We start from the raw sequence: 22743 nt of genomic DNA on the forward strand, positions 1-22743 counted from the left end.
CCGATCAGGCCGCTGCGGCGGCCTTCACCGCATCGGACAGGTTGTCCAGCGTGGCCTGCATCAGGTCGCTGCTGTCCGCTTCCACGGTCACGCGCACGACCGGCTCGGTCCCCGACGGCCGCAGGAACGCACGGCCACGGCCCTGCACGGCCTGCTGGGCGGCCGCGAGCGCCGCCTGCACGCCATCGGACTGCACGATGGCCTTGGCCGAGACGCCGGCCAGACGCACGTTGACGGTCTTCTGCGGCACCTTGTGCAGGCCCGACAGCGCCTGGCGCAGGGAGGTGTTTTCACGACGCAGCACTTCCAGCACCTGCAGCGCGCTGACGATGGCGTCGCCGGTGGTGGCACGGTCCAGGCACAGCAGATGCCCGGAGGCCTCGCCGCCCAGCACGCCACCGCCTTCGACCAGCGCCTGGTGCACATAGCGGTCGCCGACGTTGCTGCGCAGGAACGGAATGTCCAGCCGCTCCATCGCCTGCTCCAGGCCGTAGTTGGTCATCAGGGTGCCAACCACCGGACCGCGCAGGCGACCATTGCCACGCCAGGACGGCGCCAGCACATAGAGCAGATCGTCGCCATCGACCGGGTTGCCCTGGTCGTCGGCCATCAGCACGCGATCGCCGTCGCCGTCGAAGGCGATGCCGAGGTCCGCACCGGTCTCGCGCACTTTGGCGGCAAGGTTGTCGATGTGCATCGAACCGACGCCATCGTTGATGTTCACGCCGTTGGGTTCGGCACCGATGGCGACCACGTCCGCACCAAGCTCGCGGAACAGCAGCGGGGCGATGTGGTAGGTAGCGCCGTGGGCGCAGTCGAGCACGATCTTCAGCCCGCGCAGATCAAAGGCGCGCGGCACGCTGGCCTTGCAGAATTCGATGTAGCGGCCGACCGCATCCCGGGCGCGCATGGCCTTGCCGAGGCGGTCCGATTCGGCGGTGATGAACGGCTCGTCCAGCGCCGCTTCCAGCGCCAGTTCGGTGGCGTCATCGAGCTTCTCGCCATCGGCGGAGAAGAACTTGATGCCGTTGTCGTAATGCGGGTTGTGCGAGGCGCTGATCACGATGCCGGCATCGGCGCCGAGCGTACGGGTCAGGAACGCCACGGCCGGGGTCGGCATCGGCCCCAGCAGCTGCACGTCCGCACCGGCGGCAACCAGCCCGGCTTCCAGCGCGGCTTCGAACATGTAGCCGGAAATGCGGGTGTCCTTGCCGATCACCACCACCGGGCGGTGGCCCGGGCGATGGCCATTGCGGGCGGTCAGCACACGCCCCAGCGCATTGCCCAGGCGCAGCACGAAATCGGCCGAGATGACGCCCTGGCCAACCCGACCGCGGATGCCGTCGGTGCCGAAATACTTGCGCGCGCCCATCAGGCAGCCGCGTCCGCAGCGGGAGCGGGCTGACGGCCGAGCATGGCCAGCAGCTCGGACAGGCGGTCGCGCATCTCGCGGCGATCGCAGATCTGGTCGATCGCGCCATGCTCCAGCAGGAACTCCGAACGCTGGAAGCCTTCAGGCAGCTTTTCACGCACGGTCTGTTCGATCACGCGCGGGCCGGCGAAGCCGATCAACGCCTGCGGTTCGGCAATGTTGATGTCGCCCAGCATGGCGAACGATGCCGACACGCCGCCGGTGGTCGGGTGGGTGAGCACCGAGATGTACGGCAGGCCGGCATCGCGCAGGCGACCCAGCGCGGCCGAGGTCTTGGCCATCTGCATCAGCGAGAACAGGCCTTCCTGCATGCGTGCGCCGCCGCTGGCGGAGAAGCACACGTAGGGCGCGCCGATCTCCAGCGCCTTTTCGGCGGCCAGCGAGAAACGCTCACCCACCACCGACCCCATCGAGCCGCCCATGAAGGCGAAGTCGAACGCCGATGCCACCAGCGGGCGGCCCTTCATCAGGCCCTGCATGGCAATCAGCGCGTCGTACTCGCCGGTGTTCTTCTGCGAGGCCTTGATGCGTTCGCTGTACTTCTTCTGGTCCTTGAACTTGAGCAGGTCCGTCGGGCCCAGGCGCGCGCCGATTTCAGTGGTGCTGTCGGCGTCGAACAGTGCTGCCAGGCGCGCGCGCGCGCGGATGGCCATGTGGTGGCCACATTTGGGACAGACCTCGAGGTTTTCCTCCAGCTCGGGACGGTAGAGCGCGCTGCCGCAGCTGCTGCACTTCTCCCACAGGCCCTCGGGGACGCTGCGCTTCTTGCTGGGGACGTTGTCGGTGCGGATGCCAGACGGCATCAACTTGCTGAGCCAACTCATGCGGGATGCTACTTCCGTTCAGGGCGGCCCGGGGGCCGCAAAGGCGGACAGTCTAGCTCACCCGTACGGTGCCCGGGACCCCCTGCGGGCGCGGTAAAGCGGGCGTGAAAACCGTGCTGGGGCGTACGTTCGGGGGGTTTCGCCGCGACGTGGTGATGTGCGTGGAGCCGGCCAGCGGCCGGCATTACGGTGTCTGCGCGGCGCCGGCTGGTGGCTGCATTACAACGCGTCCAGCGCCTCGCGCAGCGGCTGCAGGAAGGCATGGGCCACGGTGGCGGCGTCTGCGGCAGTGCCGGCGTCGGCCAGGGCGGCGACCAGGGCGCTGCCTACCACTACACCGTCGGCTTCCACGGCCATCGCGGCGGCGCTGGCGGCGTCCTTGATGCCGAAGCCGGCCACCACCGGCACCTGCGAGCGGCGGCGCAGATCGCGCAGGCGGGTGCCGGCGGCGGCGCTGTCCAGGCGCTCGGACGCACCGGTGACGCCGGCAAAGCTCACGTAGTACAGATAGCCCCGCGCCATTGCCGACAAGGTATCCAGGCGCGCATCGGCGGTGGTGGGCGACGCCAGCAGGATCAGGGCCAGCCCGGCGGCGGTGAAGATGTCCCGGGTTTCGGCCGCCTCTTCCGGCGGCAGGTCCACCAGCAGCACGCCGTCCACGCCGGCGGCGATCGCCGCCTCGGCAAAGCGCGCGGTGCCGTGGATCTCGACCGGGTTCAGATAACCCATCAGCACCACCGGGGTGGTGGTGTCGTCACGACGGAAACCGGCCACGGTTTCCAGCACATAGCGCAGCCCGGCGCCACGCGCCAGCGCGCGCTCGGAGCTGCGCTGGATGGTCGGCCCGTCGGCCATCGGATCGGAGAACGGGACCCCCAGCTCGATCACATCCGCCCCGGCCGCAGCCAACGCGTGCATGACCGGCACGGTCGCCTCCAGACCCGGGTCGCCTGCGGTGATGAAGGGAATCAGCGCCTTGCGGCCAGAGGCGCGCAGGCGGGCGAAGCAGGCATCGATACGGTCCACACTCATGTCAGGCACATCCTTCGATCATTTCAACGGCGCCACTGGCGCCCCAATACATTGTGGTTATCGCGCCATCGACGATCTCCAGCCGGATCGCGAGGTCCGACCCCGGGTCCTGCCAGACCAGGTATTCGCCCGCGTCGGGGAGGTAGGCATGCGGCTGCACGCTGCTGCCGTCCGGCAGGCGTCGCAGCGCCTGCTCGCGCGACATGCCCAGGCGCAGTCCGAATGGGCCGGCCTGGGTGATCGTTTCACCCGATCCATCCAGCAGCGCCAGGTCGAAACGCAGTACATGGTCGTCCTGGACCATCATCGAGACACCCTCGGGCAGGCTGCCGCGCTCGTAGAACTCGCAACTGCCCGGTGCCCCGCCGTCGCTCAGCCCCGCCGAGTGCCATTGGTCGTCGGCATCGTCCGCGCTGAAGCGCTGCCCGATCACGATGTCGCCGGCGTGGTCCAGGGCAACCGAGACCACCGCAGGCGCGTCGTCGGCCGGGGCCACAGGCCTGGCAGCCGGTGCAGGCGCCGGGTCGTCCTCGATCGGGCGGTTGGCGATGTCGTCTTCGTTGCTTGCCGGCATCCGTGCCGGTGCGATCGCCGCCGGCGCCGCGGGCGCGGCCGGCAGCACCGGCGGGTCCGGCGGGGTGCAGCCGGTCAGGCCGACCACGATCAGCAGCGCACTTCCCTGGCGCAGCAGTGGATTCACAGAACCAGACCCTCGCGCGCGGCAATGGTATGCACGTCCTTGTCGCCGCGCCCGGACAGGTTGCACAGCACCAGTTTGTCGCTGGGCAGCTCGCGCGCCAGCTTGATCGCCTGGGCAACCGCGTGGCTGGATTCCAGCGCTGCCAGGATGCCTTCGCTGTGTGCGAGCTGATGGAAGGCGGCCAGTGCTTCGTCGTCGGTGATGCCGACATACTCGGCGCGGCCGGCATCGGCCAGGAAGGCGTGCTCCGGGCCCACGCCGGGGTAATCCAGGCCGGCCGACACCGAATGGGTTTCGATGATCTGGCCGTCGTCGTCGCAGATCACATAGGTGCGGTTGCCGTGCAGCACGCCCGGGCGACCGGCGGCGATCGAGGCGGCGTGGCGGCCGGTTTCAATGCCGTCACCGGCCGCTTCGGCACCGACGATGCGCACGTCGCGATCGTTGAGGAAGGCATGGAACAGGCCGATCGCGTTGCTGCCACCGCCCACGCAGGCGGTGATCGCATCGGGCAGGCGGCCGTAGTCGGTGAGCATCTGCGCGCGCGCTTCGCGTCCGACGATGGCATTGAAGTCGCGCACCATGCGCGGGTACGGGTCCGGCCCGGCGACGGTGCCGATGATGTAGAACGTGTCGCGCACGTTGGTGACCCAGTCGCGCATGGCTTCGTTCAGCGCGTCCTTGAGCGTGGCCGACCCGGAGGTCACCGGGACCACCGTCGCGCCGAGCAGCTTCATGCGGTAGACGTTGATCTTCTGCCGCTCGATGTCGGTGGCGCCCATGTACACCACGCATTCCAGGCCCAGCCGCGCCGCCACGGTGGCACTGGCCACGCCGTGCTGGCCGGCACCGGTCTCGGCAATGATGCGCTTCTTGCCCATCCGCGCGGCCAACAGGGCCTGGCCGATGGTGTTGTTGATCTTGTGCGCGCCGGTGTGGTTCAGGTCTTCGCGCTTGAGCAGGATCTGCGCGCCACCGACCTGGCGGCTCAGGCGTTCGGCGTGATAGATCGGGCTTGGCCGGCCCACGTAGTGGGTGAGGTCCTTGTCGTAGGCGGCGATGAAGGCCGGATCGCGGCGCGCCTCGTCGTAGGCGGCGGCCAGCTCCTGCAGCGGCCCGATCAGGGTTTCGGCGACGAAACTGCCGCCGTAGCGACCGAAATGCCCCTGGGCATCGGGATAGGCGTGGAAATCGGCGATGGGGGAGGCGGGAGAGGAGGACATGGCGCGACAACCGGTGGAGACAGGTTGACACTTTAACGCACGGGTCATGACAGTAATATCGACAATATCTGCCATGAACCGTCAGGAAAACTCACATGAGCACCCTTCCCCTGCCCCCGCTCAACGCCCTGCGCAGTTTCGAGGCAACGGCCCGGCTGGGCGGCGTGGGCCGCGCCGCCGAGGCCCTGCACGTGACGCATGGCGCGATCAGCCGCCAGCTGCGCGTGCTCGAAGACGTGCTTGGCGTGGCCCTGTTCGTGCGCGACGGCCGGGGACTGCGGCTCACCCCGGCCGGCACCGTGCTGCAGACCGCCTGTGAAGGCGCGTTCGCGCAGATCCGCGACGCGGTGGCGGTGGTCAGGCGCGCGCAACGTCCCGGGCCGCTGGTGCTGGGTTGCAGTGGCAGCATCCTGGCGCGCTGGATGATTCCGCGGCTGCAGGCACTGCAGGCGGCCCTGCCCGGACTGCCGCTGCACTGGTCAGCCCAGGATGGCAGCTTCACCGCCGACCAGCAGGCGCTGGATGCCATTCTGCTGCTGGCGCAACCGCCGTGGCCGCGCGGGTGGCAGGTCCGCGCGCTGGCGCCGGAACGGGTCGGCGTGGTGGTGAGCCCGCAACACCCCGCAGCCGCGCGCCTGCGCGGGAAAGCGCCGCACGCGCTGCTGGACGAAGCGCTGCTGCATACCACCTCGCGCCCACAGGCCTGGCCGGACTGGGCAACGTCGCACACGCTGGACCCGGCGCGCCTGCAGTTGGGTACCGGGTTCGAGCACCTGTACTACCTGCTGGAAGCGGCCGTGGCCGGACTGGGGGTGGCGATCGCCCCCGAACCGCTGGTGGCCGACGATCTGGCGACCGGACGCCTGATTGCCCCGTGGGGATTCGGCGCCACCGGCGGCTTCTGGGTACTGGCGACGCCGGAGGGCGCGCAGGATGCGCGGGTGGACGCGCTGGCGGACTGGTTGGCCGGGAATCTCACGTAGTGCCGGCCGCTGGCCGGCTGCGCGGCATTGCGGCGCATGGACGCCTCAACGCTGTCCCGGCCATCGGGCGGGCGCTGCCGCGGACGGGCGCCGCTGGCGCTAGTCCGCCTCGTGGCAGTCCGCGCGGCGCACTTCCTCGACGAACTTGCGCATTTTGTAGCCGTCCTTGATGCCCGGTTCGGTTTCGATGCCGCTGGACACATCCACCCCCCACGGCAGGGTGGCGACGATCGCGTCGAACACGTTGTCCGGGGTGATCCCGCCGGCCAGCAGGAACGGCCGGTGCAGGCCGGTCGGCAGGCGGGTCCAGTCGAAGGCAACGCCGGTGCCGCCACCGCCGCCCGGCGCGTGGCTGTCGAACAGGAAACCGGCCGCGCTGGGGTAGCGCAGCTGCAGCTGGCGGGCGTTGACGTCGTCGCGCCCGCCCATCGCCACGGCCTTCAGATAGGGCATGTTGAAGCTGCGGCAGAACGACTCGTCTTCGTCGCCGTGGAACTGCAGCAGGGTCGGTCGCACGGTACGCAGGACTTCGCGGACCTCTTCCTTGCTGTTGTCACGGAACAGCGCGACCACATCCACCATCGGCGCGATGGCCTGGCGCATCGCACGGGCCTCGGCCGGGGCGACGCGGCGCTTGCTCTCGCGGGCGAAGATGAAGCCGACCGCGTCCACGCCCAGCTCGCCGGCCAGGCGGACGTCGCCGGCACGGGTCATGCCGCAGAACTTGATGCGGGTGCGATAGAAGGAGCGGCTCATAAGGTGACCTCGGCGGGCAGATGCCAGTTGTCGGGGTACAGCGGTCCAACAAACACCAGTCCCTGCGGGGGGGCGGTGGGACCGGCCACGGTGCGGTCCTGGCCCGCCAGCAGCTCGGCCATCCACGACACCGGTTTGTCCCCACAACCGATCAGGATCAGTGAGCCGACGATATTGCGCACCATGTGATGAAGGAATGCATTGGCCTGAACGCAGACCTCCACCACCTCGCCGTGACGGACCACGCTGATCGCCTGCAGCTCACGCCGGGCATGCAGGGCCTCGCACTGGATGCTGCGGAAGGCACTGAAGTCGTTCTCGCCGAGCAGCGCCTGGCCGGCTGCGTGCATCAGCCCGGCGTCCAGCGGCCGACGCTCCCAGCTCAGGGTCTGGCGGTACAGCGCCGGGCGCACCTGGCGGTTCAGCAGCCGGTACCGGTAGCGCCGCGCCCGGGCCGAAAAGCGCGCGTGGAAATCGTCGGCCACCGGCACGCACCAGCGCACCGCGATCGAGCGCGGCAAGCGGGTCGTGGTGCCCAAGGTCCAGCCGCGCGGATCGCGCACCACGTCGGTATCGAAATGGACCACCTGGCATTCGCCGTGCACGCCGGCATCGGTGCGGCCGGCGCAGGTCACCTGGATCGGGGCATCGGCCACCGAGGACAACGCATCCTGCAGGCTGGCCTGCACGCTGGGGCACCCGCTCTCGCCCAGCTGCTGCCAGCCCTTGTACTCACTGCCATCGTATTCCACGCCCAACGCGTAGCGCATGCTCAACCTCTGTTTCGTCGGGGAACCGGGCCGGATGCGGCCCGGGAATCAAGCGGGAGAACGACTGGCAAAGGCGTCGTTCATCCCAGCCGCGCAAGCAGCTCGCGCGCTTCGGCCTGCATGTGCGGGTCGGCACCGACGGCCACTTCCTGCAGCAGGGTGCGCGCGGTTTCGGCATCGCCCAGGTCCAGGTAGGCGATCGCCAGTTCCAGCCGGTCGCGTCCCGGCGCAGGCGCGAACACGCTGTCATCGGCAGGCGCGTCCACGGCCTCGACGGCCTCGTCGCTCGCGGCGTCGGCATCCGTCGCATCGGGGCCGGGCACCGTTTCGGCGGGGTACTCGAACACGCCGCGGAAGGACGGCTGCGCCGCCGCTTCCAGCGCGTGCGCCGGCGGACCGGGCAGCACGGGGTCGGCATCGGGTTCTGTCTGCGCGACGACATCGGCGTCGTCCACGGCCACCACCGCGCTGTCGCCGGCCACCGGCTCCAGTGCGAACACCGGCTCGCGGCGCAGGCCATCGGCCAGCGGGGCCGAGTCAGGCGAGGCATCGTATGCGTCCTCGTCGTCGGCAGCGCGCTGCTGCGCGGCCAGCTCATCCACGTAATCGGCGGCCGGTACGGCGGCGGCGAGCGCGGCGCCGTCGAGGCTGTCGCGCGACAGCGGCGGCAACGGCGAGGCCTTGCGGCGGCGGCTGAAGAGCCAGCCCACCACGCCCAGCACCAGCACCACCAGACCCAGCCAGTACCACCCGCCGCTGCTGCCTTCGCGTGGCGAAGGGGCCTGCGCAAGCCGCTGCTGGGCCGCCGCCAGGTCGTTGTCCTTCATCGCGATCAGCGATTGCTGCTGGGTCTTGAGCTTCTCCAGCTCCGCCACGCGGTTGCGCAGCTCCTGGATCTCGGCATCGCGGGTAGCGACGTCTTCCTTGGCCTGTCGCAGTTGTTCGTTGCCCAGCATGTCACCCTCACTGCCGGCGGCGGTGCCGGTGGTTGTTCCTGCGGTGTGGTCGGCAGCGGCAACAGCCGGCGCGATCTCCAGACGCGCGCCCTGGCGCGGCGTGACGCCCGGTGCCGGCGCGGCGCTGGCGGGGACCGGCGCGTTGGCGGCCGTGTCGGCCGGCTGCGGAATCGCCGCGCGCGACTGCCGCCACTGGGCGGTGTGCTCACGCACGATCGCGGCGGCCTCGTTGGCGTCGATGGCCGCGCCGCCGTTGCCGGCCGGACCGCGCAGCACCGCGCCCTGCTTGAGCAGGTTGACGTTGCCGCGGATGAAGGCTTCGGGGTTGGCGCGCAGCAGCGCGATCATCGCCTGGTCGCGGCTGACGCCCTGCTCGCGGGCGACCGTCGCGGCGATCTGCGACAGGGTCTGGCCACGCTGGACGGTGATGCCATCGGCGCCCATCGCCGCCGGCGCCGGCGCCGCCGGACGGGCGGACGTGGCGCGCGGGGCAGCGGCCGCCGGGCGCGGCGCGGGTGCCGCAGCGGTCGGGGCGGCCGGGGCGGTCACGGCCGGCGCAGGGGCCGGCTCGCGCACGATGGCATTGGACATCGCGCCGGCAGGCGCGACGATCTCCGGCTCGGCAACGGCAGCGGCACTGTTGGGCGCATCGACCAGTGCCGAGTACTCGCGCACCAGCCTGCCCTGCCCCCAATCGGCTTCAATCAGAAAATTCAGCGAGGCCGTGGCAACCGGCGCATGGCTGCTCACCCGGACCACCGCCCGCCCCTGGGCATTGCGGGTGAGTTCGAACTGCAGCTCGCTGACAAGGCCGCTGGGCGGTTCCAGCCCGACGCGGGCGAAGGTGGCCGGCGAGGCCAGCGAGACACGCAACTGTTCCAGCTCGGCTGGATCGGCCGAAATCACCGGGATTTCCGCCAGAAGCGGCTGGCCGGGCTTGGACAGCACACGGATATCGCCCAGGCCAAGGGCCAGGGCGGAGCTGCTGGCCAGGGCCAGCAGCAGCGTCGACACATACTTGAGCGGGCGCGATGCGCCCGGAGCCCGGTTCTTCATGGCGGCCAATATAACGGCTCCCCCCGTGATCGGCGATGATTCATGTGGTGCGGCCGGCGGCATCCCCATGCCGCCGCCCACCCGCTCAGCCTTCGGCGGCGACCAGCTCGGCCAGCTGCACGGCGTTGAGGGCAGCGCCCTTGCGGATGTTGTCCGACACGATCCACAGGTTGAGGCCACGCGGATGCGACAGATCCTCGCGGATGCGGCCCACATACACCGCATCGTTGCCCGATGCATGCGTTACCGGCGTCGGATAGCCACCGGCTTCGTGCTTGTCCACCACTTCCACGCCCGGCGAACGCGACAGCAGTTCACGCGCGGCGTCCGGGGTGACCTTGTCACGGGTTTCGATGGTGACCGCTTCGGAGTGGCCGTAGAACACCGGCACGCGCACGGCGGTGGGGTTCACCAGGATGCTGTCGTCGCCGAGGATCTTGCGGGTTTCCCAGACCAGCTTCATCTCTTCCTTGGTGAAGCCGTTGTCCTGGAAGTCGTCGATGTGCGGGATCAGGTTGAAGGCGATCTGCACCGGGAAGCGCTGCGGGTCGATTTCCTGGAAGCTGAGCAGCTGGCCGGTCTGCTTGCCGAGTTCCTCCAGCGCCGAACGGCCGCCACCGGACACGGACTGGTAGGTGGCCACGTTGATGCGCTGGATGCCGTACTGGCGGTGCAGCGGTGCCAGCGCCACCAGCATCTGCATGGTCGAGCAGTTCGGGTTGGCGATGATGCCGCGCGGGCGGTTCTTCAGCGCCTCCGGGTTCACCTCGGACACCACCAGCGGCACGTCATCGTCGTAACGGAAGGCCGAGGAGTTGTCGATCACCACCGCACCGGCGGCGGCGAACCTCGGGCCGAACTCCTTGGAGACGCTGCCACCGGCGGAGAACAGCGCGATGTCCACGCCGGTCGGATCGAAATCGGCCAGGTCCTGGACCTTGATCTTCTCGCCCCGGTATTCGATCTCACCGCCGGCCGACCGCGAGGAGGCGAGCAGGCTCAGCGTGGCGATCGGGAAATCGCGCTCGGCCAGGATGGCCAGCATGGTTTCGCCGACGGCGCCGGTGGCACCGACGACGGCGACGTGGAAACGACGATCAGGAGTATTCATAACAGCCTCGTTTGGGTGTACCGGCCTGCGGCCGGTACCTACCGTGTTGGTTTGAAGAGCGTACCGGCCAAAGGGCGGTCGCTGCCGAATAGGTTTGAAAGGTGTGCCGGACAACAGCTGACATCTGCACGGACTGGGTTCGGGGAACCTCGCGTGATGACCGCGTCGGTTCCCTATCGTTTTGCGTCGTCGGTTTTTTTGGCGCCCATGATCGCGCCGCCGGTACGGGCAGCGTTCACGGCGTCGGCGTTGATCGCGCTCGGCGGGTGGCCGGCATCGGGGCCCTTGCCCAGCGCGGCCGTCAGGTTGTCCACGGCCAACTGCACCATCGCGCGGCGCGTGGCGCGGCTGGCACTGCCGATGTGCGGGGTCAGCACGACGTTGTGCAGGGCCAGCAGTTCCGGACGGACCGTGGGCTCGCCTTCGAACACATCCAGCCCGGCGGCAGCCAGGCGGCCATTGGCCAGCGCATCGGCCAGCGCCAGCTCGTCGACGATGCCGCCCCGCGCGATGTTGACCAGGGTGGCACCCGGCTTCATCTTCGCCAGTGCCCCGGCGTCGATGATGTGGTGCGAGGCCGCGTTGTACGGCAGCACCAGGACCAGGTGGTCGGCCTGCGCCAGCAGCGTGTCCAGGTCGACGTACGCCGCGCCGACCTCGGCCTCGGTGGCCTCGGGCAGGCGCGATCGGTTGTGGTACAGCACGCGCATGCCGAAGCCCAGCGCGCCCCGGCGGGCGATGCCCTGGCCGATGCGGCCCATGCCGAGGATGCCCAGCGTGCTGCCGTGGATGTCCGCGCCGAGCATGCTCTGGAACGACCACTGCCCCCACTGGCCGTCGCGCAGCCAGCGTTCGGACTCGGTGATGCGGCGGGCGGCGGCCATCAGCAGCGCGAAGCCGAGGTCGGCGGTGGTTTCGGTCAATACGTCCGGGGTGTTGCTGGCCAGGACGCCGGCAGCGCTGAGCGCATCGACATCCAGATTGTTGTAGCCCACCCCGACATTGGCGATCGCGCGCAGCTGCGGCGCGTTGGCAATCTCGGCCGCGCCGATGCGTTCGTTGAGGGTGATCAGCGCGCCGTCGACGCCGGCCAGCCGCTCGGCCAACTGCGCTGGCGTGTAGCGGGTGACCTGGTCGGTCATGTCCAGGTCGAAATGCTGCCCGAGCCGTTCGACGACATCGTCGAACAGCGGCTGGCTGACCCAGACCCTGGGGCGCGGCTCAGCCATCGATGGCGCCCGGGATGCGCGGTGCGATGTCGCCCACGTCGCCGCACTGGGCGCGATGGCGCAGCGCCTGGTCCATCAGCACCAGCGCCATCATCGCTTCGGCGATCGGGGTGGCGCGGATGCCCACGCAGGGATCGTGACGGCCGGTGGTGATCACCTCGACGGCGGCGCCACTGGCATCCACCGTGGCGCCGGGCAGGCGCAGGCTGGAGGTGGGCTTGAGCACGATCGAGGCGGTGACCTGCTGGCCGGTGGAGATGCCACCGAGGATGCCGCCGGCATGGTTGCTGGCGAAGCCGTCGGGGGTGATCAGGTCGCGGTGCTCGGTGCCCTTCTGGGCAGCGCTGGCGAAGCCGTCGCCGATCTCCACGCCCTTGACCGCGTTGATGCTCATCAGCGCGGCGGCCAGTTCACCGTCGAGCTTGCCGTAGATCGGTTCGCCCCAGCCCGGCGGCACGCCGTCGGCCACGACGTTGACGCGCGCACCGACCGAATCGCCGGACTTGCGCAGCGCGTCCATGTAGCTTTCCAGTGCGGGCACCTGCCCGGCCACCGGCCAGAAGAACGGGTTGTCTTCCACCGCCGACCAGTCGAAGCCGGTCGGCGTGATCTCGCCCAGCTGCGACAGGTAGCCGCGCACGCGCACGCCGTAGCGCTGCAGCAGCCATTTCTTGGCGATCACGCCGGCCGCCACGCGCATGGTGGTTTCACGCGCCGACGAGCGGCCACCGCCGCGCGGGTCGCGGATGCCGTACTTCTGCCAGTAGCTGTAGTCGGCGTGGCCGGGACGGAACTGCTGGGCGATGGTGCTGTAGTCCTTGCTGCGCTGGTCGGTGTTGCGGATCAGCAGCGCGATCGGGGTACCGGTGGTGCGCCCTTCGTAGACGCCGGACAGGATTTCAACGGCGTCTTCTTCGCGGCGCGCGGACGTGTGCCGGCTCTTGCCGGTGGCGCGGCGCTGCAGATCGTGGGCGAACTCCGCGGCGTCGATCTCCAGTCCCGGGGGGCAGCCGTCGATCACGCAGCCGATCGCCGGACCGTGCGATTCGCCGAACGTGGTGACCGAGAGCAGCTTGCCGAACGTATTACTGGACATGGGATACCGCATGACGGGGGAAGGCGGCGCGCAGCACGCGCGGCAGGTGGCGCACGGCGACAATGGCCGGCAGCAGGGTGAAGCTGAGGATGAACACCGGGCGGCCCCAGCCGCCGCGCCAGCCATCCGGGCTGCTGCCGATGCTGGCGACAACCGTGGCCACGGCAACGGCCAGGCCGACCACCAGGGCCACGGTCAGCGCACGCGACAGCGCCGGGCGCCGTTGCAGCAGCGATCCATCCACGATCGCGCAGCAGACCACGGCGGCACCGCCAAGCAGGCCCGAGACGCCGTACGCAAAGCCCTTGATGTGGTACCAGAGCTGTTCGGTGGGCTCGGCGGCGTAGCGGCAGTGCAGCGTGTCGCCGCTGAAACAGGCGACGCCGCTCTGCAGGGACATCATCACGATGATCAGCGCGAACGGCAGCAGCAGCGCCAACGGCATCAGCAGGGCCAGATCGGCCCAGCGGATGCGCGCGGCGACGGCCGGCCTATCGGGCATTGGCCAGCTCGGTGATGCGGGCGCTGTGGGCGATGAGCTCGCGGCATTCAACCGCGAAGATGCCCATCTGGCCGACCTTGAACTCGATCCAGTTGAAGACCACCTCCGGCAGCAGCTTGTTGAGGTGACGCTCGGATTCGCCCACTTCGCAGATCAGCAGCCCATCCTCGCTGAGGTGCAGCGGGGCGTCGCGGAGGATCTTCAGCACCAGGTCCAGGCCGTCATCACCGGCACGCAGGCCCATTTCCGGCTCGTAGGAGTACTCCTGCGGCAGGGCATCGGTCTCGTCGTTGGTGACGTACGGGGGGTTGGTGACGATCAGGTCGTAGTGGCGGCCGGTGAGGCCGTTGAACAGGTCGGACTTGATCAGGGTGACGTTGTGGGCGTCGAGGCGTTCCTTGTTCTCGGCGGCCAAGGCCAGGGCGTCGTCGCTGAGGTCCACGCCATCCACTTCCCAATGCGGGTAGTAGTGGCCCATCGCGATGGCGATGCAGCCCGAGCCGGTGCACAGGTCCAGCGCGCGGTGCACGTCACGGCCCGCCAGCCAGGGCTCGAAACCGGTTTCGATCAGTTCGGCGATCGGCGAACGCGGCACCAGGGCGCGCGGGTCGCTCTTGAAGCTCAGGCCGGCGAACCAGGCTTCCCCGGTGAGGTAGGCGGCGGGCAGGCGCTCGGTGATGCGGCGCTCGAACAGGGCCAGCACTTCGGCCTTCTCCGGCGTGGTGACCCGGGCGGCGCCGTAGGCCGGGCCGAGGTCATGCGGGAGATGGAGGGTGTGCAGGACCAGCTGGGTCGCTTCGTCCAGGGCGTTGTCGTAGCTGTGCCCGAAGGTCAGCCCGGCGGCGTTGAAACGGCTGGTGCCGTAGCGGATCAGATCGATGATCGTGTGGAGTTCGGCGGCCGTTTCGGCAGTCATGGCGGGGCAACAGACAAAGTGGCCCCCGATTATAGGCGACCCCATGCCGGCCAGCATCCGTTGCAGACGAAACGGGTGGCAGAGGGCCCGCCCGCCATCACCGCCGGATCCGCCGCCTTTGCCTTTACCCCTATCATGGTGGCCCCTTCCGGGAACGGGCCCCACATGTTCAATCGCAACGTCGGCATCATCCTGCTCATCGCGCTGGCCGCCGGGCTGGGCCTGGTCGTGGCCCAGAAGGTGTTCGCGCCCACGCCGGCCAACGACCGGCCGGCCACCGAGTCGATCACTTTCTATCCGCAGCCACGGCCCCTGCCCGACTTCAACCTGGGCCAGTCCGACGGCACCCGGCTGATCCCCGGCGAGCTGAAGGGCCATTGGACCCTGGTGTTCCTGGGCTTCACCTTCTGCCCGGATGTCTGCCCGACCACCCTGGGCGACCTGGCCCTGGCCCAGAAACAGTGGGAAGCGCTGCCCGATACCCTGCGCCCGCGACTGGTGTTCATCTCGGTCGACCCCGAGCGCGACACGCCGGCCCGCCTGGGCGAGTACGTCCATGCGTTCCACAAGGACACCCTGGCGGCCACCGCCGACGTGCCGTCACTGGAGCGTTTCGCCACCTCGCTGGGCTTCGTGTTCCAGAAAGTGCCCGGGAAGCACTTCGATGAGAACCCCGAGGATTACACCGTCGAACACTCGGCCAGCCTGGCCGTACTGGATCCGCAGGGCCGCCTGGCCGGCCTGATCCGCCCCCCCTTCAACGCGCCGGCCATCGCCCGCGACCTGCAACTGCTGACCGAGAAATCCGCCCCATGAGTCTGATGACCACGCTGAGCTACGCCCTGCCCCACCGCCTGCTGTCCTCGATGGCGCGGCGCCTGGCGTATTCCAGCAACCCGCGCATCTCGCGCTGGCTGATCGATACGGTCACCGCCAAATTCGGCGTCAACCTTGCCGAGGCCGCCAACCCGGACCCGCGCAGCTACGCCACCTTCAACCAGTTCTTCACCCGGGCCCTCAAGCCCGGTGCGCGCGTGCCCGATCCCGATCCGCGCACGCTGGTGATGCCGGCCGATGGCCGTATCAGCCAGCTCGGTGCGATCGAGGACGGGCGCATCTTCCAGGCCAAGGGCCAGTCGTTCACCGCCGCCGAACTGCTGGGCGACGCCGCCGATGCCGAGGTGTTCCGCCACGGCCTGTACGCCACCGTGTACCTCTCGCCGAAGGACTACCACCGCGTACACATGCCGTGGACCGGCACCCTGCGCGAGACGGTGCACGTGCCCGGCCGGCTGTTCAGCGTGGGGCCGGCAGCGGTCAACACGGTGCCGGGCCTGTTTGCCCGCAACGAGCGGCTGGTCTGTCATTTCGACACCGATTTCGGGCCGATGGTGTCGGTGATGGTCGGGGCGCTGCTGGTGTCGGGCGTGGAGACGGTGTGGGGCGGCGAAGAGATTCCGCGCTATGGCGACACCATCACGCGCAAGGATTACCGCGGCAAGGGGATTACGCTGGCGCGGTTCGCGGAGATGGCGCGCTTCAACTACGGCTCCACCGTGATCGTCCTGCTGCCGCCGGGTGTGGCCGACTTCGCGCCGCATCTGGACGCCGAACATGCCGTGCAGCTCGGTCAGGCGCTGGCGACGTTGAAGTAACCCAAACAGAAACGCCCCGCTTTCGCGGGGCGTTTTCGTTGCGGCGATCAGATCTCGACCGGGCCTACATCCATGCCGTCGTAGTCTTCCACGCCGTTCTGCTCGGCCAGCGTCTGCAGCTCCTGGTTGCGGGCATCCAGCGAGGCCTCGGTATGCACCTCGGCGCGCTCGACGTGGAGCACGTGGTAAGGCGCCTCGCCTTCTTCCAGGTCCGGCTCGAAGATCTCCACCAGGGTGTAGCCCATCGCGACCAGCTTCTCGGCCAGGCCGGTCAGCGGTTCCGGCGTGGTGTTGACGAAGAAGTACCCCCACAGCATCGGGCCGTTGAGGTCCCAGTCGGTGTTTTCGCGGATGTTGGCGAACATCTCGTTGATCGCGGTGATATCCATCTTGCTTCCTTTGACTGTGTACATGAGGGCCGCGGCATGCCGCCACGGCCGGTGATGGATGTCGGTTACCTGTCGCAGCCCTGCAGCTTGAGCGTCTGGCCCGGGCGCAGCGCATAGCCGGGTGCCTTGAGGCCGTTGGCCCGTGCCAGCGTCGGCAGGTCGCACTGGTATTTCGCGGCGATGCGGCCCAGCGTGTCGCCCTTGCCCACCTTGTGGCTGCGCACCGGCTTGGCCTTCGGCTTGGCGGCCGCACGCGGCACGGCCACGGGGGCGGTCGGGGTCACCGCCGGGGCGCTGTCCTGCGCTTCGGCGATCGGCACCACGCTGCCCACCGCCACATTGCCGGTGTAAGTGGCCGCAGACGGACGCACGATGGCGGCATTGAGGTCGGCCGTGATCAGCGTGCGCGCCAGATCCGCGCGCGGGCCGCTGACGCAGTAGCGGTTGTACAGCCCGGCGATGCGCGTGGTGGCGTTGATGGTGGTACCCGCCGGAATCCAGCCATCGGCTTCGTAGCGCGGGTTGAGGTTGCGCAGCGCGCGCATGTAGCCGTCGCGCGTGCCGGCGCTGCCCAGGCAGATGGTCAGCTCGTAGATGGTGGTCGACTTGGCCAGGCGCAGGGTGGCCGGCTGCGCGCTGATCTTCGGGAATTCCACCCCGTACTGCTGCGGGTGCAGGTAGATCCACGCCGCCGCGATCACCATCGGCACGTAGTCCTTGGTTTCGCCGGGGAACTGGTTGTAGACGCTGTCGGTCCAGAAGCCCTGGCCCGCACTCTGGCGATAGACCCGCGCCGCACGGCCTTCGCCGCCGTTGTAGGCGGCCAGCGACAGCTCGATGTTCTTGTTGAGCTCGCGCATGCGTTCGTTCATGTACGACGCGCTGGCCTCGGCGGCGCTGCGCGCATCGAAGCGGGTGTCGAAACCGGTCCCGTCCGGGCCAAGCCCGAAGCGGCGGCCGGTGGCCGGCATGAACTGCATCAGGCCGGCCGCGCCGGCGCGCGACGAGGCGTGCACGCGGCCGTTGGATTCCTTGGCCATGATGCCGAACAGCAGGGCCTCGGGCAGGCCACGCTTCTCCCACTCCGGCCACATCACCGCGCGCAGGTTCTGGTAGTTCTCATAGCTGGTGAGCAGCGCCGGGCGCATGTCGGTGAGCCAGCGGCGGATGCCCGCCTGCACGGCCGGGTTGTACTCGACCATGCTGTCGAAGGCGTGGCGCTTGTCGTTCAGCAGCGCGGCCGCACGCGCCGCTTCGGGCACGTCGGCTGCCAGCGGACCGACATGGTCCGGATCGGCTTCGAGCAGGCCGCCGTCGGCGACGACGGCATCGCTGTCCTCGTCCTGGCCATCGGCGGTGTTCTTGAGCAGGCGCTTGTAGGTGGTCAGCAGATTGCTGACCTGGCAGCCCTTCTGGGCCACGCAGGCGCTGATCACATCCTCCATGTCCTCCAGCGCGGCATCCGCTTCGTTGCGGCCCTTGGGATCGGCGTTGGCCACCAGCACCAGCGCGTCGCCATAGCGCTTTTCCGCGGCTGTCATGCGCTGCTCCAGCGCTTCGATCTTCACCCGGTCGCGGGCAGAGACCCGCTGGGCATGTGCCTCCGGCACCAACGACACCATCGCAGCGAGCGCCAACAACGGCCAACCGCGGACAAGCAAGACAGGAACGGGCATTTTTGGCACTGTGTGCGAGAGATGAGGCAGAGTAGCCGCGGCCATCGCATCGGGGCAACCCGCGCATCGCCGCACCCGCTGCCACTATTTAGAATCCTGCGCATTCACATAACGAGTTGACCATGGACCCGATTCTGCTCGGCAAAGGCATCACCGACGACATTCCGGTCACCCTGCTGCCCCGCCTGGGCAACCGCCACGGATTGGTGGCCGGCGCCACCGGCACCGGCAAGACCGTGACCCTGATGACGTTGGCCGAAGGCTTCTCGCGACTGGGGGTGCCGGTGTTCCTGGCCGATGTGAAGGGCGACGTGTCCGGTCTGGCGGTCGCCGGCGCGGGGGGCGACGCGCTCCTGCAGCGCGCCCACGACATCGGCGTGGCCGACTATGCCCCGGCCGCCAGCCCGGCGGTCTTCTGGGACCTGTACGGCAAGCTGGGCCACCCGGTGCGCACCACCGTCAGCGAAATGGGGCCAACCCTGCTGGCGCGCATCCTGGAGCTCAACGACACCCAGGCCGGCGTGCTGGACATCGTGTTCAAGCTGGCCGACGACCGGGGCCTGCTGCTGCTCGACCTGGACGACCTGCGCGCCCTGCTCGGTCTGGTCGCCGAGGAACGCAAGGACATCTCCACCGAGTACGGCCTGGTCAGCGCACAGACCGTGGCCGCCATCCAGCGCTCGCTGCTGCGGCTGTCGCAGGACGGCGGCGAAGCCTTCTTCGGCGAACCGGCGCTGGAGCTTGCCGACCTGATGCGGGTCAACCACGACGGCCGCGGCGTGATCGGCATCCTCGCCGCCGACCAGCTGGTGCTCAAGCCGCGGCTGTACTCGACCTTCCTGCTGTGGCTGCTGTCGGAGCTGTTCGAAACGCTGCCGGAAGTGGGCGACCTGGACAAACCCAAGCTGGTCTTCATCTTCGACGAGGCGCACCTGCTGTTCGACGATGCGCCGCCGGCCCTGGTGCAGCGGATCGAGCAGGTGGTGCGGCTGATCCGCTCCAAGGGCGTGGGCGTGTACTTCTGCTCGCAGTTCCCCGACGACGTCCCGGCCAACATCCTCGGCCAGCTCGGCAACCGCGTGCAGCACGCGTTGCGTGCCTTCACCCCGCGCGACCAGAAGGCCGTGAAGGTGGCGGCGGAAACGTTCGTGCCCAATCCCAAACTCGATGTCGCCGCCACGCTGGCCAGACTCGGCACCGGCGAGGCACTGGTCTCCACCCTGCAGGACAAGGGCATTCCCTCGCCCGTGCAGCAGACCCTGATCGCGCCGCCGCGCTGCCGCATGGGTGCCATCACCGAGGCCGAACGTGCCCAGGTGCGCGCCGGCAGCCCGGTGGGCACCCGCTATGACACCGCCATCAACCGCGAATCGGCCGCCGAGCTGCTGGCCCAGCGCGCGCAGAAGGCAGTGCAGCAGGCCGATGCGCCCGCGGCCCGCACCCGCGAACAGGACGACGACCAGGCCGGCGGTTTCGGCCAGTCGATCAAGGACGCGATCTTCGGCACGAAACGCCGCCAGGGCATGATCGAAACGATGGCCAAGCAGACCACCCGCACCGTGGGTACCAAGCTGGGCAACCAGATCGTGCGTGGCATCCTCGGCGGCATCTTCGGCGGCAAACGGTGAGCCGCGCCGCCGCCCCACGAAGCAACCCGACCTGATGTCGCGTTGGCGCCCCCCTGCGGAAAAAAGCACGGCCCTGATCACCGCACAGGGCCACCAGCGGCTGAAGGACGAGCTGGACGATCTATGGCGGGTGCGCCGGCCGGAGGTGGTCAAGGCGCTGGCGGCGGCCGCCGCGGAAGGCGACCGTTCGGAGAATGCCGAGTACACCTACCGCAAGAAGCAGCTCGGCGAGATCGACCGCCGCGTGCGCTACCTCACCAAGCGGCTGGAGTCGCTGCGGGTGGTGGACACCGTCCCGAGCGACCCGCAGGCGGTGTTCTTCGGCGCGACCATCGAACTGGAGAACGTGGCGAGCGGCGACATCAGCCGCTACCGCATCGTTGGCCCCGACGAGACCGACGCCGGCGCCGGCTGGATCAGCATCGACTCGCCGCTGGCGCGTGCGCTGCTCAAGAAGCGTGTCGACGACGAGTTCGAGGTCGAGCTGCCCAGCGGCCGGCAGGGGTTCGCCATTCTCTCGGTGCAATACGGGCAACCCCGGTAGAGGCGGCCGCGGCCAGCCGAGCATGGCCGGGCGCTACATCTCCAGCGCGGGATAGCGGCGCCCTTGGCGCAGCGGCCGGAAGTAGTCGGCCTGCCGGTAGAACGCCAGGTCCTGCCGCGCATGCCAACCGGGGATGCCCATCAACGGCAGCGGCCGCAGTTCCGAAGGGTCGCCCAGCAGCCGACCATTCGCGATCATCGCCGCTGTATGGGCGACCGCCTGCGCATCGTCACCGCCCTGCACCACCACGCATTTGCCCACCAGCACGCGTTCGGGCAGCAGTGCCTGCTCCATCAGCGCATGGCCGATCACGCCCGCCACCGCGATAGCGCCGGTGCGCCAACCTCTCTCGCCCTCGACAAACAACGCCGCCCAGTCGTGCCGGTCCCAGGCATCCAGCAGCGCAGGATCGCGCACCCGCACGATCACGCCGGTCTCGTCGAACTGGGTCAGCGCCGCCTGCGCACGGTTGCGCACGGCAGGGCCCTGCGCGGCGATATGCCGGCACTGGCGTGCATTCAAGGCGTGTTTGATGGCCGGGTAGCGCGCCCACACCAGCGCATTGAACTGGTCGTGCCAGCTGCGCGCGCGCGTGGCGATGCAGCCACGTTCGGCGATGCGCGTTTCGTAATGCAGGCCATCGGCCAGCAGGGCGGCGTCCTGCTCGACCAGTCGCCGGCCCGGCAACGCGAGCCGCGCATCGAGGTGATCGACCGCCAGCCAGTCCGGCGCGCGCAGGACGTCCCGGAACGCACCGTAGGGTTCGAACAGCGGATGATCAAAACACCCCGCCGCCACCGCGTCGCGGGCCGGGGCGATGAAGCGACGGCGGCCGCCGCTGTCGGCGACGGCGACCGGGCCGGTCACAGCACCTTGAGATCGAGCGCGGTGCGGGCCGGGGTTTCGTCGATCAGCGCATCGCCGTACAGATCGTGCTCGTCGCTTTCGGTGATTTCCACGTCCACGAACTGGCCCACGCGCAGACGCGCCTCGTCGGCGTTCTGGATATGCACCAGGCCGTCGATCTCGGGCGCATCGGCCTTCGAGCGCGCCACGGCGATGCCGTCCTCGATCGCATCCACCAGGCACTGCTGCACGGTGCCGATCCTGGCCTCCAGGCGCGCCGCGGAAATCTCGGCCTGGCGGGCCATGAAGCGGGCCAGGCGTTCCTGCTTCACTTCCTCGGGCACCGGGTCGGGCAGATTGTTGGCGGTGGCGCCGGTGACCGGCGAGTACGCGAAGGCGCCCACGCGATCCAGCTGCGCCTCGTCCAGGAACGACAGCAGGTCCTCGAACTCGGCCTCGGTCTCGCCGGGGAAGCCGACGATGAAGGTCGAGCGCACGGTGATGTCCGGGCACAGCTGGCGCCAGCGCTGCACGCGCTCGAGGGTCTTGTCGACCGCGCCGGGGCGCTTCATCAGCTTGAGGATGCGCGGGCTGGCGTGCTGGAACGGGATGTCCAGGTACGGCAGGATCCGGTTCTCGGCCATCAACGGCACGATCTCGTCCACGTGCGGGTACGGGTACACGTAGTGCATGCGGGTCCAGGCATCCAGTTCGGACAGGCCTTCGCAGAGTGCTTTCAGGCGGGTCTGGTAGGCCTTGTCACGCCACATGCGCTCGGCGTACTTCACGTCCACGCCGTAGGCCGAGGTGTCCTGGGAAACCACCAGCAGTTCCTTGACGCCGCCGCGCACCAGCCGCTCGGCTTCGCGCAGCACCTCGTCGACCGGGCGCGAGACCAGCTTGCCGCGCATCGAGGGAATGATGCAGAAGCTGCACGTGTGGTTGCAGCCCTCGGAAATCTTCAGGTAGGCGTAATGGCGCGGCGTCAGCTTGATGCCGTAGTCGGGCACCAGGTCCACGAACGGGTCGTGCCTGGGCGGCAGCGCGGCGTGTACCGCCTCCATCACGCTCGTGTAGTCCTGCGGGCCGGACACGGCCAGCACGTTCGGGTAGGCCTCGCGGATCTGCTCCGGGCGCTTGCCCAGGCAACCGGTGACGATCACCTTGCCGTTGGCGTTCATCGCCTCGCCGATCGCATCCAGCGACTCGGTCACCGCCGAATCAATGAAGCCGCAGGTGTTGACCACCACCACATCGGCCGAATCGTAGGACGGCACGATGTCGTAGCCCTCGGACCGCAGCTGGGTGAGGATGCGCTCGGAATCGACCAGGGCCTTCGGGCAGCCAAGGCTGACGAAGCCGACTTTGGGGTTCAGCTGGGACATGGATCAGGACTCTGGGGGCCTGGGTCGGAATGAC

The 22743-nt window shown here is 69.1% G+C and carries 22 protein-coding genes; 5 read left to right on the forward strand and 17 right to left on the reverse strand.

The window, feature by feature from the left end; genetic code table 11:
- Positions 1 to 4: 4 nt before the first annotated feature.
- From glmM to trpB, 5 genes are all read right to left on the reverse strand, one after another.
- A complete protein-coding gene (gene glmM / locus ACLB90_RS03555) occupies positions 5 to 1372 on the reverse strand; it encodes a phosphoglucosamine mutase (protein ID WP_411851642.1) in 1368 nt (455 codons plus the stop codon).
- Positions 1372 to 2256 (reverse strand): acetyl-CoA carboxylase, carboxyltransferase subunit beta, encoded by an 885-nt coding sequence (gene accD, locus ACLB90_RS03560; RefSeq protein WP_411851643.1) that lies wholly within the window; start codon positions 2254 to 2256, stop codon positions 1372 to 1374. Before accD ends, glmM begins: the two co-directional genes overlap by 1 nt.
- 219 nt (positions 2257 to 2475) lie before the next feature.
- The gene (gene trpA, locus ACLB90_RS03565) at positions 2476 to 3288 is read right to left on the reverse strand and encodes a tryptophan synthase subunit alpha (protein ID WP_411851644.1); all 813 of its coding nucleotides are present in this window, start codon (positions 3286 to 3288) and stop codon (positions 2476 to 2478) included.
- Position 3289: 1 nt separating this feature from the next.
- The gene (locus tag ACLB90_RS03570; RefSeq protein WP_411851645.1) at positions 3290 to 3988 is read right to left on the reverse strand and encodes a hypothetical protein; all 699 of its coding nucleotides are present in this window, start codon (positions 3986 to 3988) and stop codon (positions 3290 to 3292) included.
- A complete protein-coding gene (trpB, locus tag ACLB90_RS03575; RefSeq protein WP_411851646.1) occupies positions 3985 to 5211 on the reverse strand; it encodes a tryptophan synthase subunit beta in 1227 nt (408 codons plus the stop codon). The genes ACLB90_RS03570 and trpB overlap by 4 nt, the downstream gene beginning before the upstream one ends.
- 95 nt (positions 5212 to 5306) lie before the next feature.
- On the opposite strand from trpB, the gene ACLB90_RS03580 reads away from it, so the two are divergent.
- Positions 5307 to 6194 carry a LysR family transcriptional regulator gene (locus ACLB90_RS03580; protein ID WP_411851647.1) on the forward strand — a complete coding sequence of 296 codons (888 nt, stop codon included), beginning with the start codon at positions 5307 to 5309 and terminating at the stop codon, positions 6192 to 6194.
- Between the two features lie 99 nt (positions 6195 to 6293).
- On the opposite strand, the gene ACLB90_RS03585 is transcribed toward ACLB90_RS03580, so the two are convergent.
- The 8 genes from ACLB90_RS03585 to prmB all read right to left on the reverse strand — a co-directional run bounded on the left by ACLB90_RS03585 (position 6294) and on the right by prmB (position 14586).
- Positions 6294 to 6950 carry a phosphoribosylanthranilate isomerase gene (locus ACLB90_RS03585; protein WP_411851648.1) on the reverse strand — a complete coding sequence of 219 codons (657 nt, stop codon included), beginning with the start codon at positions 6948 to 6950 and terminating at the stop codon, positions 6294 to 6296.
- On the reverse strand, positions 6947 to 7720 hold the full coding sequence (gene truA / locus ACLB90_RS03590) for a tRNA pseudouridine(38-40) synthase TruA (RefSeq protein WP_411852689.1): 774 nt from the start codon (positions 7718 to 7720) through the stop codon (positions 6947 to 6949). Before truA ends, ACLB90_RS03585 begins: the two co-directional genes overlap by 4 nt.
- A gap of 80 nt (positions 7721 to 7800) precedes the next feature.
- Positions 7801 to 9732, reverse strand: coding sequence for a FimV/HubP family polar landmark protein (locus ACLB90_RS03595; RefSeq protein WP_411851649.1), 1932 nt, complete (start codon positions 9730 to 9732; stop codon positions 7801 to 7803).
- Positions 9733 to 9817: 85 nt separating this feature from the next.
- The gene (locus tag ACLB90_RS03600; RefSeq protein ID WP_411851650.1) at positions 9818 to 10843 is read right to left on the reverse strand and encodes an aspartate-semialdehyde dehydrogenase; all 1026 of its coding nucleotides are present in this window, start codon (positions 10841 to 10843) and stop codon (positions 9818 to 9820) included.
- Between the two features lie 173 nt (positions 10844 to 11016).
- The gene (locus ACLB90_RS03605) at positions 11017 to 12072 is read right to left on the reverse strand and encodes a 2-hydroxyacid dehydrogenase (RefSeq protein WP_411851651.1); all 1056 of its coding nucleotides are present in this window, start codon (positions 12070 to 12072) and stop codon (positions 11017 to 11019) included.
- On the reverse strand, positions 12065 to 13168 hold the full coding sequence (gene aroC, locus ACLB90_RS03610) for a chorismate synthase (RefSeq protein ID WP_411851652.1): 1104 nt from the start codon (positions 13166 to 13168) through the stop codon (positions 12065 to 12067). Before aroC ends, ACLB90_RS03605 begins: the two co-directional genes overlap by 8 nt.
- Positions 13158 to 13670, reverse strand: coding sequence for a hypothetical protein (locus ACLB90_RS03615; protein ID WP_411851653.1), 513 nt, complete (start codon positions 13668 to 13670; stop codon positions 13158 to 13160). Before ACLB90_RS03615 ends, aroC begins: the two co-directional genes overlap by 11 nt.
- Positions 13660 to 14586 carry a 50S ribosomal protein L3 N(5)-glutamine methyltransferase gene (gene prmB / locus ACLB90_RS03620; protein WP_411851654.1) on the reverse strand — a complete coding sequence of 309 codons (927 nt, stop codon included), beginning with the start codon at positions 14584 to 14586 and terminating at the stop codon, positions 13660 to 13662. The genes ACLB90_RS03615 and prmB overlap by 11 nt, the downstream gene beginning before the upstream one ends.
- A gap of 165 nt (positions 14587 to 14751) precedes the next feature.
- Here prmB and ACLB90_RS03625 point away from each other — a divergent pair, with 165 nt between their 5' ends.
- Both ACLB90_RS03625 and asd read left to right on the forward strand, forming a co-directional pair.
- The gene (locus ACLB90_RS03625; RefSeq protein WP_411851655.1) at positions 14752 to 15402 is read left to right on the forward strand and encodes an SCO family protein; all 651 of its coding nucleotides are present in this window, start codon (positions 14752 to 14754) and stop codon (positions 15400 to 15402) included.
- Positions 15399 to 16241, forward strand: a complete 843-nt coding sequence (gene asd / locus ACLB90_RS03630) for an archaetidylserine decarboxylase (RefSeq protein WP_411851656.1) — start codon at positions 15399 to 15401, stop codon at positions 16239 to 16241. The genes ACLB90_RS03625 and asd overlap by 4 nt, the downstream gene beginning before the upstream one ends.
- 47 nt (positions 16242 to 16288) lie before the next feature.
- On the opposite strand, the gene ACLB90_RS03635 is transcribed toward asd, so the two are convergent.
- Both ACLB90_RS03635 and ACLB90_RS03640 read right to left on the reverse strand, forming a co-directional pair.
- Positions 16289 to 16630: a ribonuclease E inhibitor RraB gene (locus tag ACLB90_RS03635; RefSeq protein ID WP_411851657.1), complete on the reverse strand. Its 342-nt coding sequence runs from the start codon at positions 16628 to 16630 to the stop codon at positions 16289 to 16291.
- A 65-nt stretch (positions 16631 to 16695) separates the two neighbouring features.
- On the reverse strand, positions 16696 to 18306 hold the full coding sequence (locus ACLB90_RS03640; protein WP_411851658.1) for a transglycosylase SLT domain-containing protein: 1611 nt from the start codon (positions 18304 to 18306) through the stop codon (positions 16696 to 16698).
- Between the two features lie 122 nt (positions 18307 to 18428).
- On the opposite strand from ACLB90_RS03640, the gene ACLB90_RS03645 reads away from it, so the two are divergent.
- Both ACLB90_RS03645 and greB read left to right on the forward strand, forming a co-directional pair.
- A complete protein-coding gene (locus ACLB90_RS03645) occupies positions 18429 to 19934 on the forward strand; it encodes a helicase HerA-like domain-containing protein (protein WP_411851659.1) in 1506 nt (501 codons plus the stop codon).
- A 34-nt stretch (positions 19935 to 19968) separates the two neighbouring features.
- Positions 19969 to 20478, forward strand: coding sequence for a transcription elongation factor GreB (gene greB, locus ACLB90_RS03650; RefSeq protein ID WP_411851660.1), 510 nt, complete (start codon positions 19969 to 19971; stop codon positions 20476 to 20478).
- Between the two features lie 33 nt (positions 20479 to 20511).
- Here greB and ACLB90_RS03655 read toward each other — a convergent pair whose 3' ends face one another.
- Positions 20512 to 21345: a DUF3025 domain-containing protein gene (locus ACLB90_RS03655; protein WP_411851661.1), complete on the reverse strand. Its 834-nt coding sequence runs from the start codon at positions 21343 to 21345 to the stop codon at positions 20512 to 20514.
- Entirely contained in the window at positions 21342 to 22709 is a 1368-nt protein-coding gene (gene rimO, locus ACLB90_RS03660; protein WP_411851662.1) for a 30S ribosomal protein S12 methylthiotransferase RimO, read from the reverse strand. Before rimO ends, ACLB90_RS03655 begins: the two co-directional genes overlap by 4 nt.
- Positions 22710 to 22743: the final 34 nt, after the last annotated feature.

This window comes from Stenotrophomonas sp. LGBM10 (assembly GCF_046736075.1).
Classification (GTDB): Bacteria; Pseudomonadota; Gammaproteobacteria; order Xanthomonadales; family Xanthomonadaceae; genus Stenotrophomonas.